The 20,394-nt window shown below is 46.6% G+C and carries 22 protein-coding genes, 1 other RNA gene and 1 pseudogene; 21 read left to right on the top strand and 3 right to left on the bottom strand.

The genetic code is table 11. The annotated features are described in order from the left end of the window. Positions 1–4 precede the first annotated feature (4 nt). From rbsB to ssrA, 6 genes are all read left to right on the top strand, one after another. Positions 5–922, top strand: coding sequence for a ribose ABC transporter substrate-binding protein RbsB (rbsB, locus tag Q7C19_RS09135; protein ID WP_133207679.1), 918 nt, complete (start codon positions 5–7; stop codon positions 920–922). Positions 923–1,059: 137 nt separating this feature from the next. Next, positions 1,060–1,293 carry a preprotein translocase subunit SecG gene (secG, locus tag Q7C19_RS09130; protein ID WP_023469201.1) on the top strand — a complete coding sequence of 78 codons (234 nt, stop codon included), beginning with the start codon at positions 1,060–1,062 and terminating at the stop codon, positions 1,291–1,293. Between the two features lie 101 nt (positions 1,294–1,394). Continuing rightward, positions 1,395–2,135: an alpha/beta hydrolase gene (locus Q7C19_RS09125; RefSeq protein WP_375091979.1), complete on the top strand. Its 741-nt coding sequence runs from the start codon at positions 1,395–1,397 to the stop codon at positions 2,133–2,135. A gap of 14 nt (positions 2,136–2,149) precedes the next feature. Then, positions 2,150–4,504: a ribonuclease R gene (gene rnr, locus Q7C19_RS09120; RefSeq protein WP_375091978.1), complete on the top strand. Its 2,355-nt coding sequence runs from the start codon at positions 2,150–2,152 to the stop codon at positions 4,502–4,504. 32 nt (positions 4,505–4,536) lie between these two features. Next, positions 4,537–5,007 (top strand): SsrA-binding protein SmpB, encoded by a 471-nt coding sequence (gene smpB / locus Q7C19_RS09115; RefSeq protein WP_023469198.1) that lies wholly within the window; start codon positions 4,537–4,539, stop codon positions 5,005–5,007. Positions 5,008–5,065: 58 nt separating this feature from the next. Beyond that, positions 5,066–5,424, top strand: a transfer-messenger RNA (tmRNA) gene (ssrA, locus tag Q7C19_RS09110). A gap of 309 nt (positions 5,425–5,733) precedes the next feature. Here the strand turns inward: ssrA and Q7C19_RS09105 are convergent. Continuing rightward, positions 5,734–7,122, bottom strand: a complete 1,389-nt coding sequence (locus Q7C19_RS09105; protein ID WP_375091977.1) for a hypothetical protein — start codon at positions 7,120–7,122, stop codon at positions 5,734–5,736. Between the two features lie 267 nt (positions 7,123–7,389). Between Q7C19_RS09105 and Q7C19_RS09100 the strand changes: the two genes are divergently transcribed. The 3 genes from Q7C19_RS09100 (at position 7,390) to Q7C19_RS09090 (ending at position 9,831) form a co-directional block, all read left to right on the top strand. Further along, the gene (locus Q7C19_RS09100; RefSeq protein WP_375091976.1) at positions 7,390–8,304 is read left to right on the top strand and encodes an endonuclease NucS domain-containing protein; all 915 of its coding nucleotides are present in this window, start codon (positions 7,390–7,392) and stop codon (positions 8,302–8,304) included. Between the two features lie 106 nt (positions 8,305–8,410). Beyond that, a complete protein-coding gene (locus Q7C19_RS09095; protein WP_375091975.1) occupies positions 8,411–9,250 on the top strand; it encodes a GIY-YIG nuclease family protein in 840 nt (279 codons plus the stop codon). Between the two features lie 71 nt (positions 9,251–9,321). Then, complete coding sequence (locus tag Q7C19_RS09090; protein ID WP_375091974.1) at positions 9,322–9,831, top strand: GNAT family N-acetyltransferase; 510 nt, start codon at positions 9,322–9,324, stop codon at positions 9,829–9,831. Between the two features lie 56 nt (positions 9,832–9,887). Here Q7C19_RS09090 and hxlR read toward each other — a convergent pair whose 3' ends face one another. Then, positions 9,888–10,253 carry a transcriptional activator HxlR gene (gene hxlR / locus Q7C19_RS09085; protein ID WP_195864548.1) on the bottom strand — a complete coding sequence of 122 codons (366 nt, stop codon included), beginning with the start codon at positions 10,251–10,253 and terminating at the stop codon, positions 9,888–9,890. A 204-nt stretch (positions 10,254–10,457) separates the two neighbouring features. Here hxlR and hxlA point away from each other — a divergent pair, with 204 nt between their 5' ends. The 3 genes from hxlA (at position 10,458) to Q7C19_RS09070 (ending at position 12,603) form a co-directional block, all read left to right on the top strand. Beyond that, entirely contained in the window at positions 10,458–11,093 is a 636-nt protein-coding gene (gene hxlA / locus Q7C19_RS09080) for a 3-hexulose-6-phosphate synthase (RefSeq protein WP_023469194.1), read from the top strand. Then, positions 11,094–11,642 (top strand): 6-phospho-3-hexuloisomerase, encoded by a 549-nt coding sequence (gene hxlB, locus Q7C19_RS09075; protein ID WP_375091973.1) that lies wholly within the window; start codon positions 11,094–11,096, stop codon positions 11,640–11,642. A gap of 190 nt (positions 11,643–11,832) precedes the next feature. Next, a complete protein-coding gene (locus tag Q7C19_RS09070; RefSeq protein WP_375091972.1) occupies positions 11,833–12,603 on the top strand; it encodes a hypothetical protein in 771 nt (256 codons plus the stop codon). 39 nt (positions 12,604–12,642) lie between these two features. Here Q7C19_RS09070 and hisJ read toward each other — a convergent pair whose 3' ends face one another. Continuing rightward, a complete protein-coding gene (hisJ, locus tag Q7C19_RS09065) occupies positions 12,643–13,437 on the bottom strand; it encodes a histidinol-phosphatase HisJ (RefSeq protein WP_255997625.1) in 795 nt (264 codons plus the stop codon). A 122-nt stretch (positions 13,438–13,559) separates the two neighbouring features. Between hisJ and Q7C19_RS09060 the strand changes: the two genes are divergently transcribed. From Q7C19_RS09060 to hisIE, 9 genes and pseudogenes are all read left to right on the top strand, one after another. After that, positions 13,560–14,381, top strand: coding sequence for an ATP phosphoribosyltransferase regulatory subunit (locus Q7C19_RS09060; protein WP_375091971.1), 822 nt, complete (start codon positions 13,560–13,562; stop codon positions 14,379–14,381). Further along, on the top strand, positions 14,382–14,993 hold the full coding sequence (hisG, locus tag Q7C19_RS09055; RefSeq protein WP_375091970.1) for an ATP phosphoribosyltransferase: 612 nt from the start codon (positions 14,382–14,384) through the stop codon (positions 14,991–14,993). Continuing rightward, the gene (gene hisD, locus Q7C19_RS09050) at positions 14,990–16,207 is read left to right on the top strand and encodes a histidinol dehydrogenase (protein ID WP_375091969.1); all 1,218 of its coding nucleotides are present in this window, start codon (positions 14,990–14,992) and stop codon (positions 16,205–16,207) included. Before hisG ends, hisD begins: the two co-directional genes overlap by 4 nt. Then, the gene (locus tag Q7C19_RS09045) at positions 16,207–17,178 is read left to right on the top strand and encodes a pyridoxal phosphate-dependent aminotransferase (protein ID WP_375091968.1); all 972 of its coding nucleotides are present in this window, start codon (positions 16,207–16,209) and stop codon (positions 17,176–17,178) included. The genes hisD and Q7C19_RS09045 overlap by 1 nt, the downstream gene beginning before the upstream one ends. Further along, positions 17,151–17,732 (top strand): imidazoleglycerol-phosphate dehydratase HisB, encoded by a 582-nt coding sequence (hisB, locus tag Q7C19_RS09040; RefSeq protein WP_035396348.1) that lies wholly within the window; start codon positions 17,151–17,153, stop codon positions 17,730–17,732. Before Q7C19_RS09045 ends, hisB begins: the two co-directional genes overlap by 28 nt. After that, positions 17,729–18,316, top strand: a complete 588-nt coding sequence (gene hisH / locus Q7C19_RS09035; RefSeq protein ID WP_029342451.1) for an imidazole glycerol phosphate synthase subunit HisH — start codon at positions 17,729–17,731, stop codon at positions 18,314–18,316. The genes hisB and hisH overlap by 4 nt, the downstream gene beginning before the upstream one ends. Then, positions 18,289–18,993, top strand: a complete 705-nt coding sequence (gene hisA, locus Q7C19_RS09030) for a 1-(5-phosphoribosyl)-5-[(5-phosphoribosylamino)methylideneamino]imidazole-4-carboxamide isomerase (RefSeq protein ID WP_035396350.1) — start codon at positions 18,289–18,291, stop codon at positions 18,991–18,993. The genes hisH and hisA overlap by 28 nt, the downstream gene beginning before the upstream one ends. Further along, positions 18,987–19,736, top strand: coding sequence for an imidazole glycerol phosphate synthase subunit HisF (gene hisF / locus Q7C19_RS09025; RefSeq protein ID WP_023469183.1), 750 nt, complete (start codon positions 18,987–18,989; stop codon positions 19,734–19,736). The genes hisA and hisF overlap by 7 nt, the downstream gene beginning before the upstream one ends. Continuing rightward, positions 19,733–20,348 (top strand): annotated as a pseudogene (gene hisIE, locus Q7C19_RS09020) (bifunctional phosphoribosyl-AMP cyclohydrolase/phosphoribosyl-ATP diphosphatase HisIE). Before hisF ends, hisIE begins: the two are co-directional and overlap by 4 nt. Positions 20,349–20,394 lie beyond the last annotated feature (46 nt).

Below are 20,394 nucleotides of genomic sequence, written 5' to 3'. Positions count from 1 at the left end.
ACAGATGAAAAAACTACTTGCAGTCGTCATGATGGCATTAATGGTCTTCGCAGCCGCCTGTTCGACGGAACAACCGGGCAGCAGCAACGGTGATACGAAGAAAAAGACGAAGGACTTCAAGATTGGTCTTTCGATTTCAACCCTCAACAACCCATTCTTCGTCTCGTTAAAAGAAGGGGCAGAACAAGAAGCCAAAGCACAAGGCGCAACGCTTCAAGTCGCCGATGCACAAGATGATGCGGCAAAACAAGCAAGCGATATCGAAGACATGGTTCAAAAGAAAGTCGATCTCATTTTGATCAACCCAACGGATTCAGCAGCAGTTGGTGCAGCCGTCCAAACAGCTAACGATGCGAACATCCCAGTCATCACGGTTGACCGGAACGCAGAAGCAGGCGACGTCGTCGCACACATCGCGTCAGATAACGTCGCGGGTGGGAAACAAGCAGGTGAGTTCATGATCGAACTCGTCGGCGATAAAGCGAAAGTCGTTGAACTCGAAGGAATTCCAGGAGCATCCGCAACTCGTGACCGTGGTAAAGGATTCCATGAAGCAGTCGATGGTAAACTTGACGTCGTCGCAAAACAAGCAGCAAACTTCGACCGGGCAAAAGGATTGTCGGTCATGGAGAACATCCTTCAAAACAACAAAGACATCAAAGCCGTCTTCGCTCACAATGATGAAATGGCTCTCGGTGCGGTCGAAGCGTTAAAAGCAGCGGGTCTGAACGATGTCAAAGTCATCGGCTTCGATGCAACGGATGATGCCGTCAAAGCCGTCAAAGACGGAAAAATGGCAGGAACGATCGCTCAAAAACCGACTGAGATCGGAAAAATGGGTGTCGAGACAGCAATCAAGCACCTAAAAGGCGACAAAGTCGAGAAGAACATCCCAGTTGATCTCGAATTGATCAAACAATAAGGAGATAAGACACCTGAGTCAATGATTCAGGTGTCTCTTTTCGTCAGGCAGGAAAAAGTTCCTAAATCTATTCCTTGTTCCCGTACTTGTTTTTCTCTATAATGAAAGAAGCGTATATTACTGAAGGAGGATCATCGATGATCATTCATAACGTGGCTCTTGTCGGCCTCATCGTCGTTTCCGTTCTTCTCATCATCGTCGTTCTATTGATGTCGGGTCGTACGACCGGACTCGGAGCATTGACGGGTGGAGCAGAACAATTATTTGGTCGCCAAAAAGCTCGTGGCTTGGATGCGGTCCTAAATCGTGTGGCGTCTATCTTAGGAGCATTACTCTTCATTTTGGCGTTACTCGTCGCTTTTTATAAGTGAGCATTGAAACGACAGCCGTATGATCGCGCTGTCGTTTTTTGTATTTCTCGATATTCATTTTTTCCGGATATGGGGTATAGAGTTAGAGGGGGAATCATTTTATGAAAATCACTTTACCAAAACCATTCTTTTTCGAAGCCGGCCCACGTGCCGTTTTACTATTACATGGATTCACAGGATCGAGCGCGGATGTCCGCATCCTCGGTCGCTATTTGCAAAAGCAGGGCTATACATCCCTCGCACCACAATATAAAGGGCACGCTGCCCCACCCGAAGAGCTGACGAAGACCGGGCCAGCCGACTGGTGGCAGGATGTCCTTGCCGGATATCAGGAACTCGTCGACAAAGGCTATGACGAAATCGCCGTTTGCGGACTGTCGCTCGGTGGCGTCATGTCGTTGAAGTTATCGATGAACCGTCCGGTCAAAGCGGTCATCCCGATGTGTGCACCCGCCTACATCAAAAGTGAAGAAGTCATGTATGCAGGAGTCACCGAGTACGCACGAGAATTCAAGAAGCGAGAAGGCAAATCACAAGAAGAGATCGAACACGAGATGGCTTCCTTCGAACCGATGCCAACCTTGAAGGACTTGCAGGAACTGCTGCGCGAGACACGTGATTCGCTTGAAGACGTCTACGCACCGACGCTCGTCGTCCAAGCGCGCAACGATCACATGATCAACACCGACTCTGCGAACATCATCCATGATGGAGTCAGTGCCTTCCAAAAAGAGCTGATCTGGTATGAGAACTCAGGTCACGTCATTACGCTCGACAAAGAAAAAGACCAGCTCCACTCTGACATCTTGGACTTCCTGGAGTCATTGAACTGGAGCAAGTAACTGGAGGTGTCACGTTGGAATTACGTGAACGAATACTAACGGTCATCACGACGGAAGAACGTCCGTTGTCGATTGATCAACTAACGAAAAAACTAGAACTAGCGGATACGGAAGCATTCAAGGAATTGATCCGGACGCTAAACGCAATGGAAGACGAAGCGTTGATCGCCCGGACACGCTCGAACAAGTACGGCACGCTTGCGCAGATCGGTCAAGTCGCAGGGAAGATTTCCGTCCACCAACGCGGGTTCGGTTTCGTCTCACCGGAAGACGGCTCAGAAGGCGATATCTTCTTGCCGGCACCGGAACTGAAAAACGTCTATAACGGTGACCGTGTCCTCGTCAAAGTGTTTGCTGAGTCAAACGGTGGCGACCGTCGTGAAGGGAAACTGCTCAAGATTCTCTCACGCGGACCAGCTGATTTCGTCGGAACGTTCGTCAGTCCAAAAGGACGAATTGAATCGATTGCCTACATTGAACCGGATGATACGAAGCTGACGTTCTTACCGGTCGTCGCGAACGACGATACACTTGGTGCCGTCGATGGCCATAAAGTCCTCGCCCAGATCACGAAGTATCCGGACGGTCGCTACGCCGGAACAGCGAAAGTCTTAAAAATCATCGGTCACAAAAATGATCCAGGCGTCGACATCTTGTCGATTGTCCACAAGCACGGCATCAACGTCGATTTCTCACCGGAAGCGATCGCTGAGGCGAATGCCGTACCGGATCAGATTGATGAGAAGGATTTAGTTGGACGTGTTGATCTACGGAACGAATTGACGGTGACGATTGACGGGGCGGACGCAAAAGACCTTGATGATGCGGTTCACGTCAAGAAGTTAGCGAACGGCAACTTCGAGCTTGGTGTCCACATCGCCGACGTCTCGCATTACGTCAAAGAGGATTCAGCACTCGACGAAGAAGCGCGCGAGCGCGGAACGAGTGTCTATCTCGTCGACCGCGTCATCCCGATGATTCCGCACCGTCTATCGAACGGAATCTGCTCACTCAACCCACACGTTGATCGCCTGACGCTCAGTTGTATCATGGAAATCGATGCGAACGGTGCTGTCGTCAACCATGAGATCTTCCAGAGTGTCATCAAGACGACGGAACGGATGACGTATACGGACGTCCGGAAAATCATCGAACGCGAAGACGAAGAAGTGATCGCGAAGTATCAAGATCTCGTCGAGTACTTCGACAAGATGGCAGAACTCGCAGCGATCTTGCGCGAACGTCGCTCGCGTCGTGGGGCGATCAACTTTGACTTCCCAGAAGCGAAAGTTCTCGTCAACGAAGAAGGCAAGACGAGCGAGATCATCCTCCGGGAACGGTCAGTCGCCGAGAAGCTGATCGAAGAGTTCATGCTCGCAGCGAACGAAACGGTCGCCGAGCATATCCAGCGTCAAAAACTGCCGTTTATGTACCGGATCCACGATGAGCCAAAAGCTGAACGTCTCGATACGTTCTTCAAGTTCATCGGTAACTTCGGCATCAACGTCGAACGCAAGGGCGAGTCAGTTGCACCGAAGACGTTGCAATCGATTCTCAATGCTGTTGAAGGCGAGCCGGAAGAAGCAGTCGTCAGTACGGTCATGCTCCGATCGCTCCAACAAGCGAAATACGACATCGAACCGATCGGTCACTTTGGTCTGTCGACGGACTACTACACGCACTTCACGTCACCGATTCGTCGTTATCCGGACTTAATGGTCCACCGTCTGTTGCGTGAATATGTCATCTACAATGACAAATCGCAAAAGACGCAAGACCGTTACTCGGAGATCCTCCCGGAAATCGCTGATCACTCGTCGAAACGCGAGCGTCGCGCGGTTGATGCGGAGCGGGAAACGAACGCCTTGAAGAAAGCCGAGTATATGGAGCAACACATCGGCGAGACGTTTGAAGGCGTCGTCAGTGGTGTCACGAACTTCGGGATGTTCGTCGAATTGCCGAACACGATCGAGGGACTCGTTCACATCCAAGCGATGACGGATGACTTCTACCGTTACGATGAAGCGAACTATCAGCTGATCGGTGAGCGGACGAAGCAACAGTTCCGGATTGGTGATGTCGTTGAGATCAAGGTCACGAACGTCAACATCGATGAACGGACGATTGACTTCAGCGTCGTTGGGATGCCAGAACGGCAACCGAAGAAACGATTCGAGTCGAAGACGATCCGCTCAAGTGGCGGACGTCCGGGACAAAAACGCGACGACAAGAAGAAAGATGATCGCCGCGGCAAGAAACGGTCAGGTAAGAGCGACCAAAGCAAAGGAAAAGGATTCTCGTTAAAGAATAAGAAAGATAAACCGCCGTTCCATAAGGCGGTCTCGAATAAGAAACGGAAGCGCAAATAAGCGCTTCCGCATCGGAAATGTGGTGAACGAATATGCCAAAGGGAACAGATTCGAAAGTCTTAGCGAACAACAAACGGGCCTCGTTCGATTATGCGATCGAGGATACGATTGAAGCCGGTCTCGTCTTGACGGGAACGGAAATTAAGTCGGTCCGTAAAGGAAAAATCAGTATCGGGGACGCGTTCGTCCGGTTCGACGGGGGAGAAGCGATTCTCTGGAACTCGAACATCGCTCACTTCGAACAAGGAAACCGGTACAACCATGAGCAGCTCCGCCCACGAAAGCTGTTGCTGCACAAGAAACAGATCGCGAACTTGATTGGAGCGGTCTCACGGGACGGCTACACGATCGTACCGCTTAAGGTCTACATCAAGAACGGATACGCGAAATGCTTGATTGGACTCGGACGTGGGAAGAAGAAATTCGATAAACGTGACGATTTGAAGAAGAAGGATGCGAAGCGTGATATCGAACGAGCACTGCGCGATAAGCAAAAGTATTGAACCCGTAACACTTTTCTGCTAGAATATTAGTATTCGGAAAGCCCCAATTTATTATCTTGGGGACGTTACGGATTCGACGGGGGTAGTTCGGTCTTCTGTGGCGTGTCGAGGGGTCGGCCTCGTTAAAACGCACCAGCCATAACTGGCAAAACTAACACACAACTCGCAGCAGCGTAATAGCAACTGCGGATCCTAGCAGCTGTCGCCTGGTCGGCTGATTTCTAGGGTCTCACTTTAAACAGGCTACGCTTGGACCCTTCCGTCTGGAGGGAAAGAGAAGAGATGGAATCAGACTGGTCGGACGGACGCCTGTCAATTGGCAGCCTGACGACGAGATCCCAATAAATTGACTACACACGTAGAAGCTTAAGTATACGATGCCTTCGGACGTGGGTTCGACTCCCACCGTCTCCATACCCTGAAATCTTAAAGAATTCAAAAAAGTGTTAAACCTCTTTACTATAAAGGAGTTTGACACTTTTTTGTTTCATTAAGTTTTACCTGATCTCATCGACAAATAATCGATTTGTAGTTAAAAAGTTAGGAAATTAGTTTTTTTAAATAATCTAAAAGCTTTTGTATATAGAGTACTCTTTAATCTTTTTGATCATATATTTATAAATATCTAACGTAGTATTTAAATCAGATTTCCAAAATTAGGAAATTGAGAACGATATACAAAAAATACTAGTTAAAATTGTTTGATCTAGCATTTTTGTCTAAATATTATCTACCCCTTGTATGTGATTTAACAGTTATCTCTCTACCATCTCTTAAAGTCCTAATATGCTCTTTTACGTGATGTTCACGAGGCGTTTTTCTTGGGTCTTGCTCTTCGATATCCTCATAATAGTAATCCTTTTGATCATCATCGTATTCATCATCGTATTCATCATCGTATTCATCATCATCATACCTCTCATAACTGTTGGCTGTAGCCTTTGCTTCATCTATTTGCTCAAAGTAATCTAGTATTTCTTGGGTATTCATCGAATAATCTTCTGATTGTATCCTCATCTCGATCTCTTTTTTAAGACGAGAATTATTTAATTTAAAAGAATTATATTTTATTAAATTTTTGAAATAAGCAAATTTTTTTTTGAGAAAACCTAGTTGTTTATCTGGTTTGAAATTTTTAAATTCATTATCCCTTTCGTTTATCCAATTGAGAGTATCTTTTAATGAAGTTTCGTTATGATATTCTTCGGTGTTAAACTCTTGCGGTTGACTATTAAAATCCATAAATTTTGATTCGATTTCTTGATTATTATTACTATAATTATTTTCAAATTTCATATCTAATAATGTATCAAACTCTTTACTTTTCATGTCCTTCCAGGTTAATAGAATCGGTATTTGCCTGTTTTCATTAATATTTTTAACTAAAATACGTCGACTGTCTTTACTAGAATACTTGTTTAAACTAAAATCATAGTTTTTGTTATCAAAATTTTTAGGAAATGAACCCGTAGCGAAATAAATTATTAAATCATACTTTATTTTTATAATATCTTGAGTACTATACATAGATTGAATCGGTCTTTTATTAGGAAATTCTTTAAATAATCTATCTAACCTTTCATTTTGTTTCTTGCTCAACAAATGTTTATTTTCTGTTAGATATCCTGAATAATCTATAAATGGTATATGGTACTTTGATTTCAATAATTTTTCGTATTGGTCTAATACATAACTAGGACCACCTGATTTTACGTCTCCACCAGCAACAACTTTAAATCCACTTTTAGTCTCAATCATGTGAAGTAAATCAGTTTTAGATGTAGGATCTGGATTAACTATAGTAAGAATGCTCTCCTTGTTTTTTAAAGTATTATACTCATAACAAGCTAAAATCTCATATACATGTCCCATGAAAATATTCAGATGAGTAACCATTTTATTTAAATCTTTATAAATTGAAAAATCATTTGTTAAATAATTCTTAATAACTGTTTCTTTTAAATTTTTATTTGAGTAATTTTTTATGGCGATTGATAAACTTTCCATATATTCTTCATCTATACCATAATTACAAACTAATATTTTGCATAATTTATCTCTTTCTTCTAAATTTAAAATATTTATCACACCCTTAAAATTAATTTGTTCTTGCAAGTAATGATGCAACAAAGTTCTGAAGCAGCGGGTTCGTCGACTAGTGTCTTAATACCTTAACCTTTAACAATTTCAAAATGGTGTTCTCTAATTAATAATAATACTTTTTTTGTTTCAATTGTAATTTTAAGTAAAAATAATTATTTGATATATAATGAAGTTACTATCAAGCAAGAAAGACTATATTTATTTTGATATATACATTACTTTCATAAGAAATCACCCGAATTTAAACCTTTTTATAAATTAAATTAAGGAGAAAGATAAATGCCAAATTACTTAATAGGGTATGTAGATCCAGAAAAAAATAGAGGACATGAAGATCCGGTGTTAAATGAATTTACATATGGAGACATAAAAAATGGAGAAAAACTTTTATCATTAAAGAAAGGTGATTTTTTATTTTTCCATAAAACGATTTTTGATAAAAGGTACATCACTGCTTATTATGTGGTTGAAGAAGTACACCTAGTAAAAAATATTGTTAGTGATTCATTAATAACTAATACGTTCAATAATAGTCATTTAAAAAAGCCCATTACTAATCTTTCGATAAATGAAGCAATTGTATTTGGTAATCCTATACGTTCGAGAAAATTGGATGTTCCCCTAGAAATTACAGAGAAGTTATTATCTAATTTATCAAAAAAAGCAAATCTTAACTCGAAACAAACTAAACTATCAGCAATTTCTTCTGCTCTAAGAAAATGGAAGTTATTAAATAAAAGCGATATTGAATTATTATTGAATGAAATACAAACTAATGAAATTGCAGGACGATTAACAAAAACTGTTATTTCAACTCAAGAAGTAACTCAAGTTCTTGAACGAGATATAGAAAAATTTATTGTTCTTGATCCAAAAATCTTTGGCGATGGGGTTACTATAGAAAAGAAACAACATGTATTTTCTGATGAATCTAGATTGGATCTTCTGTTATACGATAAGCTTAGTGATAGTAGGATTGTTGTCGAAATAAAAAAAGGAAAAATAGGTAGAGAAGCTAAGAGACAGATAAAACATTATATGAATCTTTGTATTGATGAACTAAATTATAAAAATGTTAAAGGTATAATTATTTGTGCTGGAATTCTTCCATTATATGAAAAAGAATTACTAGAAGCTAAAAAAGAAAATATATCTATACAAACTTTTGGTTGGAAATTTCATATAAATTCTTAAATATACTCAGCGACATTGAGTTTTTTGTATATCTTTTAAATATTTTTTGAAAATCAATTATAAAAAATATTTAGTATTAATAAAGAAATTTAAGGAGCTTATGGAAATGAAATTTGGTCAAACTATTAAAATATTTTTAATTGATGGTAATTCTGATGGCAGATTAACGTGTGAGTTGTCAAATTGGACTGGTCTCGCTTATAGAATTCCACGTACTGAAGTTAAAAAATGTAATGATCGACCTAATTTAAATTCAACTGGAATTTATATGTTGTTCGGTCGAAACGAAGAAGATGAAGAAGCAGTTTATATTGGTGAGGCTGAAGAAGTGTATAATCGTCTTCAAGATCATTTACGAGAAAAAGATTTTTGGAATGAAGTGATTGTGTTTATTAGTAAAGATGAGAACTTGAATAAAGCACATATTAAATATTTGGAGAACAAACTGTATCATAGAGCAAAAAAAGCAAACCGTTATAAAATCGTAAACGGTAATATTCCCCCGATGCCTTCTATATCAGAGGCAGATCGTGCTGAGATGAATACTTTTGGTGAGAATGTTGAAATGTTGGTAAATATGCTAGGACATAAATTATTCTCAGAAGTTCAAAAGAATATCGATACTGAGAATGAGAACGTTCTATACTTAAAAGGCCCAAGAGGTGCCGATAGTATGGGAGCTCAAACATCAGAAGGGTTCGTTGTTTTTAAAAACTCTAAAATTGCGTCAGAAGTTGTCAATTCATTCTCGGAACGATTGAAAGTCAAAAGAAAAGAATTAATTGACTCTAATAAAATTCAAATAATTGATGGAGAATACATAGTAATCGAAGACTTATTGTTTTCAAGTCCGTCGTTAGCAGCTGATATTGTTACGGGCAGAAGTGCCAATGGATTGATTGAATGGAAGAATAAACATGGAGTTATCCTAAAAAATTTATCTTAATTTTTACTTTTTATAATGTTGGTGTAGAGTGAAAATAGGCTGTAATATTGTAAGGGAAGGAGCTGACACCTATGATACGACGCGCCACGTTGATGGATGGGAAAGCCATATCGGATTTGATGCGACGCATTGATCGCGAAACGAAATATATGTTGTATGAGCCGGAGGAACGTGTCCTGTCAACGGAACAGGCCGAGGCGTTCATCGAGAAGTTCGGTCAGGCTGCTAACTCGGATATCTTTGTCGTGGACGTCGATGGGCAACTCGTCGGGTACGTGCTCGTCATTGGTGGTGAACCGAGTCGGATTCGTCACCGGGCAAACCTCGTCATTGGCTTACTTGATTCTTATACAGGTCGTGGGCTTGGTGCGGGTCTACTTGAAGCGGTGGATGCCTTTGCGATTGAAGCAGGACTCATCCGACTCGAGTTGACAGTTCGCAAGGATAACTTGCGGGCAATCGAGCTCTATCATAAGTTTGGCTTTAACATTGAAGGAACACGGATTGCGTCGCTCTTCATCGATGGCGAATACGTTGATGAACTGGCGATGTCGAAGATCTATACGACAGAAGAATCCTAAAAAAAGATGCTCCATGGACTTATCTCTAAAAAGAGACGAGACCGCGAGCATCTTTTTTATGGCGATACCTTTTGTTGTTCAAAATCAATCTTTAGGACGTTTTTCGCATAATCCTTACCCCAATCATACATCGCATCTAAAATCGGCATTAAGCTATGACCGTGTGGCGTCAACGAATATTCGACCTTCGGTGGTACGACCGGGTAAACTTCCCGGTGAATGATGTGGTGATCTTCGAGTTCCCGCAGTTGATTGACGAGCATCCGTTGCGTGATCCCAGGCATCAGACTTTTCAGTTCCCCGAAGCGTTTCGTCCCTTCCTTGCCTAAGTGCCAAAGAATGAGCATCTTCCATTTTCCTCCGATGATCGAGAGGGTCAATTCCTTCTCACAGTTAAACTGACGGTCTTCAAAATGTGGCATCGTTCCACCTCCTGCTCCAGTATAGTCTTTCTTCCGGTCGACAGTATACTTTTCCGCACTATGTATGAAAAACCGCACTATGTAAATTAAAAGTGCGTACTTCTCAAGAATGCTCCTGCGGATTATATTTAGTCCTGTTCCTTCTTGAATGTCTGAAGGAAGTGTCAGGCACGACAATATAGAGAAGAATGGGAGAGATACAAAATGAAATTACAACTCGCAATTGATTTAGTCGATACAGCAGGTGCGATCGCTTTAGTCAAAGAAATCGGGGAAGACAATCTAGATATCGTTGAGATCGGGACACCGGTCGTCATCAACGAAGGACTCCGCGCCGTCAAAGAAATGAAAGCCGCGTTCCCGAACTTAACAGTCCTCGCTGACTTGAAAATCATGGACGCTGCCGGCTACGAAGTCAGTCAAGCTGTCGCACACGGCGCTGATATCGTAACGATTCTTGGTGCAGCCGAAGACATGTCGATCAAAGGGGCAGTCGAAGAAGCGAAAAAATCAGGCAAACAGATTCTCGTCGACATGATTGCTGTGAAAGATATCGCAACACGGGCGAAAGAACTTGATGCATTAGGCGTCGACTACATCTGTGTCCACACAGGTTACGATCTCCAAGCAGTCGGTCAAAACTCGTTCGAGGATCTTGCGACAATCAAATCGGTTGTGACAAACGCAAAAACAGCTGTTGCGGGTGGCATCAAGATGGAGACGTTACCAGAAGTCATCGCAGCACGTCCTGATCTGATCATTGTCGGTGGTGGCATCACGGGACAAGATGATAAACAAGAGACAGCGTCAACGATGCACCGGATGCTACAAGAGGCGTAAATGACACACATTCAAACGATTATCGAAGAGCTGACTTCGACGGTCAAAGCGATCGATGCGACGGAGACAAAAGAACTGGCAGACGCTGTGCTGCAAGCGAACCGAATCTTTCTCGCAGGAGCCGGTCGCTCCGGCTTGATGGGGAAAGCGTTCGTCATGCGGTTGATGCACATGGGGCTCGACGCGTATGTCGTCGGCGAGACGGTCACGGCGAATTTACGCGAGGGTGACTTGTTGATCGTCGGTTCTGGATCAGGTGAGACGAAAACTTTGATTCCAATCGTCGAGAAAGCACAGCAACTCGGTGGAACGGTAGCGGTTGTCACGATCAGTCCGACGTCAACGTTAGCACGATTAGCCGACTTGGTCGTCCGACTGCCCGGAGTTCCAAAAGAACATACGGCATCAGCGGACGAGACGGTGCAACCGATGGGCTCGTTGTTCGAACAGACGATGTTGTTGTTCTATGATGGCTTGATTCTGCAGATCATGGAAGACAAACAGCTCGATTCGCAAACGATGTACGGGAAACATGCCAACTTAGAATAAAACATGCGAAACAGATTAGTTCTTTTCTTCAAATAGAAGGGGGCTAGTCTGTTTTTGTCTGTAGATTTTTCGCGTATGAATGCGTATTAATCAGAAATTCTCCTTTCCTTCTTTTCATAATTTTCTTAAAGACTTAGTCCCGCAACGTGAGATACTCAAAGAAAGGAAAAAAGAGGAAAAGGAGATTGTCATGCGATTTCAACGGATTGGTGTAATCAGTGCTTTACTCGCTGCAAGTATCTTGACCGGTTGTGCAGAACCGGACCAAATTCCGCCTTTGAATCAGCTTAGGTCACACTGGATCGAGGATAATACTGCTGAAGATGTAAATAATCCCGATGCCATCGTGCAACGCATTAAAGCGATGGACTTTTCAGAACAGGATTCGTTTGAAGCGGATTTCCGTCGTCACGTGACGTTTTACTTTAAAGATGGAACAAAAGCGCACCCGACTGAAGGTGATATCTGGAGCAGTATCGTTGTCGGAAATCATGCTTACGTGACGCTGCATTATCCAAAAGGAGCAGATCGTCTTGCTGTACTAGAGTATACCAAGCAAAAGACGAACTGGATGTTAGGAGGCGTCTCATATGACAACGTTCAAAACATTAAGAAGAGTAGTTCTGCTCGCGGCTTGAATTTACCGTTCTCGACATTCCAGGCGATTATGAGTAGTTCGACTCCTAATGGGGACGATAGTGTTTGGTTCTTCCACACGAAGTCCCAAACGATTCTTCTAACCGTTGTTCCGAAGCAAGACGTTCAAGGCGAGGACTGGAAGGAAACGACACTTGCGAACGGACAGACAGCTTATTTCCAGCAGAAACAAGGGAGAGCGAACCTCTATTACGTCGAGGATAATCAAATCGTCCTCCTGTCCGGTAACGTGTCGCTAGCACAATTAAAAAAATTAGCACGATCGATTGCTCCTGTCGAAGCTGCTGATTTTCCATATTCCTAAACAAAAAAATCCGGACGCTGCGGCATCCGGATTTTTGTTTTACCATTTGAAATCGAAATCAGCACCGACATCTTTTGCGAGATGGGCATCTGATCCATAGACGAGCGGAATCGATAACGACTGCGTGACTTGCAGGAGTTCCGGGTAAGGATAGGAAAGACCACATAATGGTTTCCGGAGTCCTGCTGTGTTGACGTCGAGTGTGAAGTTCGCCTGACGGATCTTCCGTAACGTGTCGTCGAGGTTCGTTGGGTTCGACTCAAGCGGATAGGCTTGGATGAACTTCGTCGGTAACGTTAAGTGACCGAGGCGCTTCGGCTGGTGTGCACCGAGGTCCGTCATGACGAGGGCTTGGATGCCTTCATAATAGCGTTCGTGTACCGCCGTGACGCTTCCGAGTTTCGTGACGATCTCACCGAAGCTTTCCTTGCTGAAGTCGACGCCGTAATATTGCTCATCGATGTATAAGTAATGCAATGAGAGAATGCCGTCGGTCAAGACGTCGGCGTAGCGAGCGATGATGTCACGCGTACCGTCGACATGCCCTTCCCAGTAGTCGAACTCCATCCCGATCCGGATATCAATCTGATTCTTGTATGTCTCGCGGAGTTGCGTCAATTCCTTCAGGTAGGCATCGGCTGTCGCGAACGACATTCCGGAATCGTTATCTGGCGCAGGATCCGTCACACCTTCAGGTAAAGGGGCATGTTCCATGAAGCTGATCCGTTCTAGGCCTTGCTCTAAGGCACGCTCGATGTAGGCTTCAAGTGGATCCTTCGTACCGTGTGGACAATATGGACTGTGGACGTGACCGTCCCATTTCAATAATTGCATGAGTAACCCTCCGATTTTTTAGAATTGGCAAGCAAAGCGATTGACAATGTGCCCCAAACGCGGTATCTTATCGTTAAATAATTTAGCGTGGTACAGTGATAATAAGATAAAGGAGTGGGAGTATGCAATCATTTTCTACGATTCGACTCAAGGATGGAGCGACGGACTATGTCGGTGCCTCGGCAACGCGGATCCAGCAGGTCATCCGTCAGCTCGAAGATGGACTCGAACAATCTAACTATACCCGATTAATCACCCCCTTAATTGAGGAAATCGGTGGACGGGAACAGATTCGGATGGATTTTACGACTAGTGTCGCACGTGCACTCAGCGAACGCGGTCGCGAACAATATAAACGTGTCTTCTACAGTGGCTCCGTCTTTCAACCGGAAGAGAAGTTCCAGGTCGGATTCGAGGAACGGGGACAAATCGCGGAAGTCGAAGCAATCCAACTCGCGGTCCGACTCGTCGAGGAACTGACAGGAAAAGAAGTCACCCTCTCAATTGGTGATGCTGGTCTAATCGAGCATTTGATCGAGACACGTGTCGGTGATCACCACTTACGCGACCAAGTGACGCAGATGCTCCGTTTACGTAACGTCATCGAACTGAAGCGGATCGCGGGTCAACTGGATGATGCTTTACTCGCGAAACTTCCTTTATTATTCGGACGCGAAGGAGCAGAGACGATCTTACCGTACGTTGACGAAACACGACTCAATGCCGTGCTTGATCTTTCGGAAGCCGTCAATGCTGATCTCGACTTCGGACAAATGGGCTTACAGACGTACTATGACGGGATCACGATTCACGGTTTCATCGAAGGCTTGACGGAACCGGTCCTCGTCGGTGGACGCTACGACCGGCTTTATGAACAATTCGGACAAGAACAACAGGCGTTCGGCATCGGATTCTCGGTCGAACGGTTGGCGGAGGTGCTCTAAATGCGAATAGGAATTACGAAAGGACGGCTGTCGAAAGCGACAGAACGTTATCTGAAAGAAGCTGGCGTCGAGACATGGGGAGCCGTTGAACGCGAACTGATCGTCAAACGGGGCGAGCACGAATTCGTCTTCATGAAAGGATCGGATTTGATTCCGTACGTCGCTCAAGGTGTTCTCGATGTCGCGATCACGGGGAGCGACATCTTACTCGAATCGAATCAAGAACTATCGGAACTGGCGGAATTACCGTTCGGCGTCTGCCGGATGTCCGTCTGTGCGAAGGAACCTTTGCAATTTGAAGGTGGACGCCGCGTCCGGATTGCGACGAAATATCCGGTCATCGCAAAACGCTACTTCAGCGAACTCGGTGTCGACGTCGACATTGTACCGTTGAACGGATCCGTTGAACTAGCACCGTTACTCGGACTTGCTGACGCAATCGTCGATATCGTCGAGACAGGTGAGACGTTACGGGCGAACGGACTAAATGAATACGAGAAAATCATCGATATCAGTGCTCGGTTCTTTACGAGCGAATGGACGTTAAAACGGAAGCGGGTTGAAGTCATCCGCTTGCTCGAGCAATTGACAGAAGGAGTGACACGATCATGACACCGACAAAACCTTTCAGTATCGATCGCGACACGGAGCTCGCGGTCCGCGCGATTCTCGAACGCGTCGCAACAGACGGTGACGCTGCTGTCCGCGATTACACGAACCAATTCGATCAGGTCGATCTCGAAGATTTCCGTCTCAGTGAAACACGGATCACACAAGCATTCGAACAGGCAGACGCCAACTTGATTGACTCGTTGAAGTTGATGGCGACACGACTCGTCGAGTGGCACGAACAAGAACTACCGTCTGACATCGAACTCGTCGAAGCAGACGTGACACGACGCCAACGGTTCGTTCCCGTTGATTCGGTCGGGATCTACGTACCGGGTGGTGCAGCCAGTTATCCATCGACGGTCTTGATGAACGCGATTCCAGCGAAAGTTGCCGGAGTCGAACGCGTCGTCATGGTGACACCGATGACGAACTTAAGTGATGAGGTTCTCGTTGCGGCACGCATCGCTGGTGTGACAGAAATCTATACGATTGGTGGAGCACAAGCGGTCGCCGCGCTGACATTTGGAACAGAAAGCATCCAAGCCATTGACTTGATCGTCGGACCCGGAAACCGCTTCGTTGCTGAAGCAAAACGCCAAGTCTACGGGATTGTTGGCATCGACTCGGTTGCCGGTCCATCGGAAGTTGTCGTCATCGCGGACGAAACAGCGCATCCGGACCGGATCGCAGCCGACCTCCTTGCGCAAGCCGAACACGACCGTGACGCTGTCGCGATCGCTTTCGTGCCAACGGAAGAGATGAAACAAGCGGTGGATGCAGAAATCGAGCGGCGCTTACAGCAATTGCCGCGTAAAGAGATTGCCCGTCGTGCGATGGAAAATGGTGGTGTCTTCGTTGCTCCACTCGAAACAGCAATCGAAGAAGCGAACCGTCTTGCAGCGGAACACTTGGAACTTGCCGTTGCCAATCCGCAAGAGGTCGTCAAGTCGATCCGTCACGCCGGGATGATCTTCCTCGGTCACGAGACACCGGAAACGCTCGGCGATTACGTCGCTGGAACGAATCACGTCTTACCGACATCCGGCACAGCTCGTTTTGCGTCTGGATTATCAGCGCGGACGTTCCTTCGTCACCAGACGATGCTCGAAGCCACACGCGCAGGCGTACAACGTCTCGCGAACGCAGCGAAGACCGTTGCCCGGGTCGAAGGACTCGAAGCACACGCACAAGCCATCGAAGTGAGGGAAGACTAATGCGATTACACCAAAACGAACGATTCACGACCCACAGTCCAGTCGGGATCGAAGCGATCCAGGAATTGATCGCAACGTTTCCTTTAAATGAATATCCTGTCGAGATCATCGATCAAGTTAAGGCATCGTACGCAACATACGCTGGTGTCCGTCCGACGCAACTCGTCGCCGGGAACGGCTCGGATGAGCTGATCGGCTACTTATGTGCCCGCTACGGCGGACCCGGGATGCCGGTCATCGCCTCGGAACCGGACTTCGTCATGTACCAGTTCTACGCTGACCGGGCACGGGCACCGTTTGAACGCGTACCGTTACTCGACGAGATGGCGCTTGACGTCGACGGATTGATCGCAGCTCCTGGTGAGATCATCTTCTTGAGTCACCCGCACAATCCGTCCGGTGTCCTCCGTAAGGAAGCGGACATCCGTCGTTTGCTCGATAGTGGCAAATACGTCGTTATCGATGAGGCGTACATCGACTTCGCGCTCGAACAGTCAATGCTTCACTTACTCGAAGAATATCCGAAAGCGATTATCTTACGGACGCTCTCAAAAGCGTTCGGACTCGCATCGCTTCGACTTGGTTTTGTCATCGCGAGCGAACAAATCATCGAAGAAATCGAACAAATCAAATCACCATATAATGTTTCTGGTCTATCAGCAGCTGTTGGCATCGCCATCATGGCAGAACCGGAACTCGATCGGGTCTTAGAAGAAACGTATGCGAGTCGCGAAGCGATCGAGCGGATTCTCGCGCCAATCGGCAAGACGTATCCGAGTGCAGCGAACTTCGTCTATGTCGAGTATCCGGAAGCCGAACGCTTTACGCAGCGTTGTGCTGACGCCGGATTATGGATTCGTTTGTTTGACCAGGCATTCCGTGTCAGTTGTGGATCACCAGAAGCGATGCAAGTATTAGAAACGTGTGTAGAGGAGGAATTACGATGCGGCGTGGCGCAAGCGAACGAGTAAGTGCAGAATCAGACATTAAGGTTGAGGTCGACCTCGCAGGAGGTCCCGTTGAAATCAAGACCGGTGTCGGGTTCTTTGATCATATGTTGACGTTATTTGCCTTTCAGGCCCGAATTGGTCTGAAGGTAACCGCAAAAGGTGATACGTGGATCGATGCCCACCACACGGTCGAAGATACAGCGATCGTTCTTGGGGCAGCGTTGACGGAAGCGCTCGGCGATAAAGCCGGGATTGAACGCTACGGTGAATCGCGTGTACCGATGGATGAGACACTCGCGTCGGTCGTGCTCGATTTCAGCGGTCGTCCGTTCACGGTCTTCCGTGCTAGTTTCAAGAATCCGAAGCTCGGTGACTTTGATACGGAACTCGCAGAAGAGTTCTTCCAAGGCTTATCACGGAGTGCCCGGATGACGATTCATGCCGAAGTCTTATATGGCTCGAACACACACCACATGATCGAAGGGTTGTTCAAAGCACTCGGTCGAGCCGTCCGTCAGGCAGTCGCCGTGACGAGCGAAGGGGTACCGTCTACGAAAGGGTTGATTGATCAATGATAGCAATCGTCGATTATGGCGTCGGGAATATCGCGAATGTCGAGCGGGCGTTAAAGGAGCTCGGCGAAGCAGTCATCGTCACGAGTGACACGGAGTTGCTCGACCAAGCGGAAGCACTCGTCTTACCGGGTGTCGGTGCTTATGCACCGGCAATGGAGCGCTTGAAGGAAACGGGACTCGTCGACTTCTTAAAAGAACAAGCGGAAAAGAAACCGTTTCTTGGGATTTGCCTCGGGATGCAACTGCTCTTTGAATCGAGTGACGAAGATGGACTGACGGAAGGTCTCGGGATCTTACCGGGAACGATCGAAAAACTACCGAGCGACGTCCGCTTGCCGCACATGGGTTGGCACCAGCTGACGAACCACGGCGAAGCGGTCTATTTCGTCCACTCGTACGGCGCTGTTTGTGACCCAGAATGGATCGTCGACGCGGTTGAATACGGACGTCTTGTTCCAGCGATCGTTCAAAAAGGACAAGTCACCGGGATGCAGTTCCACCCAGAGAAGAGTGGCGAAGTCGGACTGAAACTACTGAAGGAATGGAGAGAGACGACATGCAACTCTACCCAGCAATCGATTTAATGAGCGGACAGGCCGTACGCCTGAAGCAAGGAGATTTTGACCAACAGACATTCTTCGGTGATGCGTTGACGATTGCGAAGCGCTTCAAGGAAGATGGGGCGACAGCGATCCACTTGATCGATCTTGATGGCGCGAAAGCCGGTGAACCGTTGCACTTGAGCTTGATTGCCGACATCAAAAAGGAGACCGGTTTGTTCGTCGAAGCGGGTGGTGGTGTCCGTAACATCGAAACCGTCGAAGCATACGTCGGTGCCGGAATCGATCGGATTCTGGTCGGCACGGTCGCTCTCGAGGATGAAGCGTTACTCGAGCAGATGATTGCCCTCGCTGGTGATAAACTGGCTGTTGCGTTAGATGCAAAAGAAGGCATCGTCCAGACACGCGGCTGGCTCGAAGCGAGCGGTTGGACGCTCGAAGAGGCGATGACGCACTTGATCGGCAAAGGCATCAAGACGTTCCTGTATACAGACATTTCGCGTGACGGAATGATGATGGGACCGGACGTTGATGGACTCGATCGTTTGAAGCGGGAAGGGGTCGAATTGATCGCTTCTGGTGGTGTGACGACCGTTGATGACGTCGCGCGCCTCAAAGAGATCGGGATGGACGGAGCGGTCGTTGGTCGGGCATTGCTCGACGGATCACTCGCCTTAAAAGAGGTGTTACGCGTATGTTGATGAAACGAATCATTCCCTGTCTTGACGTCAAGGAAGGACGTGTCGTCAAAGGGGTCAAATTCCAAAACTTACGTGATCTTGGTGACCCGGTCGCCGTCGCGAAATACTATTACGAGCAAGGGGCGGACGAACTCGTCCTGCTCGATATCTCAGCAACGCAAGAAGGGCGCGAGACGATGCTTGATATCGTCGAACGCGTCGCAGAAGTCATCTACATGCCGTTTACGGTCGGTGGCGGAATCAAGACGATCGAAGACGCGAAACGCTTGATTCGTGCCGGTGCTGACAAAGTCTCACTCAACTCATCAGCGCTTCAAAATCCACAACTGATTCAAGAAGTCAGCCGCCTGTTCGGTGTCCAAGCGACGGTCGTCGCAATCGATGCGAAACAGACCGGTGACTCATGGGGTGTCTTCTCACACGGTGGAACACAACCCGTCGGACGTGACGCAATCGAGTGGGCACAGGAAGCTGTTGCGCTCGGTGCCGGGGAGTTACTCGTCACGTCAATGGACGCTGACGGAACAAAAGACGGCTATGATCTCGCCTTGATCCGTCGTCTGCGTGAAGTCGTCAACGTGCCGATCATTGCTTCCGGTGGGGTCGGAACGCTCGATCACTTAGCGGAAGGACTAGAGGCAGGCGCTGACGCGGCTCTTGCTGCTTCAATCTTCCATGAAGCGACATACACGATGCCGGAAACGAAAGCCTACCTCAAAGAACGGGGAGTCGAAGTCCGATGACGACATTGAATTTTTCAAAAGGACTCGTCGCTGCCGTCGTCGTCGACGAGCAGACGAACGATGTCTTGATGGTCGGCTTCATGGACCAAGCCGCTTATGATAAGACGCTTGCGACCGGTCTTGTCACCTTCTTATCGCGGACGAAGAATCGTCTCTGGACGAAAGGGGAGACGAGCGGGAACACGCTTGAACTCAAACGGATGTGGATTGACTGTGATCAAGATAGTCTCTTGATCACGGTCAAAGCGAATGGTCCGACATGCCATACAGGAAATCGTAGTTGTTTCTATACGGAAGTGGAGGTGCCCGATGTTATACGAACTGGAACAGACGGTCAAAGCGAAGATTGACGCGAAAGAAGCAGAATCCTATACGAACTATTTGATTGCTTCTGGATATGAGAAGATCGCGAAGAAGTTCGGCGAAGAGGCATTTGAAGTCGTTCTCGCTGGTAACGATACGTTAGCAGAAGAGACAGCAGACTTGTTGTATCACTTAACGGTCTTGCTCGCTGAGCGCGGTGTCTCATTCAAAGAAGTCGAAGTCGTCCTTAACGAACGTCACGGTACAAAATCGACGTTCAAGGATCGCCCGGATATTGAACAATGGTAAACGACATCCACATCGCAAAGGCGGTGTGGATTTTTGTATAAGCGGG

The sequence above is a fragment of the Exiguobacterium sp. PHA03 genome, assembly GCF_041945985.1.
Classification (GTDB): Bacteria; Bacillota; Bacilli; order Exiguobacteriales; family Exiguobacteriaceae; genus Exiguobacterium_A.
This window is presented reverse-complemented; position numbering and strand designations above follow the sequence as displayed.

Coding starts and splice junctions, on each gene's coding strand:
- hisD (WP_375091969.1), top strand. CDS start 14,990: ATGACACCGACAAAACCTTTCAGTATCGATCGCGACACGGAGCTCGCG.
- Q7C19_RS09125 (WP_375091979.1), top strand. CDS start 1,395: ATGAAAATCACTTTACCAAAACCATTCTTTTTCGAAGCCGGCCCACGT.
- Q7C19_RS09095 (WP_375091975.1), top strand. CDS start 8,411: ATGAAATTTGGTCAAACTATTAAAATATTTTTAATTGATGGTAATTCT.
- secG (WP_023469201.1), top strand. CDS start 1,060: ATGATCATTCATAACGTGGCTCTTGTCGGCCTCATCGTCGTTTCCGTT.
- hisH (WP_029342451.1), top strand. CDS start 17,729: ATGATAGCAATCGTCGATTATGGCGTCGGGAATATCGCGAATGTCGAG.
- Q7C19_RS09045 (WP_375091968.1), top strand. CDS start 16,207: ATGCGATTACACCAAAACGAACGATTCACGACCCACAGTCCAGTCGGG.
- hisF (WP_023469183.1), top strand. CDS start 18,987: ATGTTGATGAAACGAATCATTCCCTGTCTTGACGTCAAGGAAGGACGT.
- hisJ (WP_255997625.1), bottom strand. CDS start 13,437: ATGCAATTATTGAAATGGGACGGTCACGTCCACAGTCCATATTGTCCA.
- rbsB (WP_133207679.1), top strand. CDS start 5: ATGAAAAAACTACTTGCAGTCGTCATGATGGCATTAATGGTCTTCGCA.
- hxlA (WP_023469194.1), top strand. CDS start 10,458: ATGAAATTACAACTCGCAATTGATTTAGTCGATACAGCAGGTGCGATC.
- Q7C19_RS09070 (WP_375091972.1), top strand. CDS start 11,833: ATGCGATTTCAACGGATTGGTGTAATCAGTGCTTTACTCGCTGCAAGT.
- Q7C19_RS09060 (WP_375091971.1), top strand. CDS start 13,560: ATGCAATCATTTTCTACGATTCGACTCAAGGATGGAGCGACGGACTAT.
- Q7C19_RS09090 (WP_375091974.1), top strand. CDS start 9,322: ATGATACGACGCGCCACGTTGATGGATGGGAAAGCCATATCGGATTTG.
- hisB (WP_035396348.1), top strand. CDS start 17,151: ATGCGGCGTGGCGCAAGCGAACGAGTAAGTGCAGAATCAGACATTAAG.
- hxlR (WP_195864548.1), bottom strand. CDS start 10,253: ATGCCACATTTTGAAGACCGTCAGTTTAACTGTGAGAAGGAATTGACC.
- hisA (WP_035396350.1), top strand. CDS start 18,289: ATGCAACTCTACCCAGCAATCGATTTAATGAGCGGACAGGCCGTACGC.
- hisG (WP_375091970.1), top strand. CDS start 14,382: ATGCGAATAGGAATTACGAAAGGACGGCTGTCGAAAGCGACAGAACGT.
- Q7C19_RS09100 (WP_375091976.1), top strand. CDS start 7,390: ATGCCAAATTACTTAATAGGGTATGTAGATCCAGAAAAAAATAGAGGA.
- hxlB (WP_375091973.1), top strand. CDS start 11,094: ATGACACACATTCAAACGATTATCGAAGAGCTGACTTCGACGGTCAAA.
- smpB (WP_023469198.1), top strand. CDS start 4,537: ATGCCAAAGGGAACAGATTCGAAAGTCTTAGCGAACAACAAACGGGCC.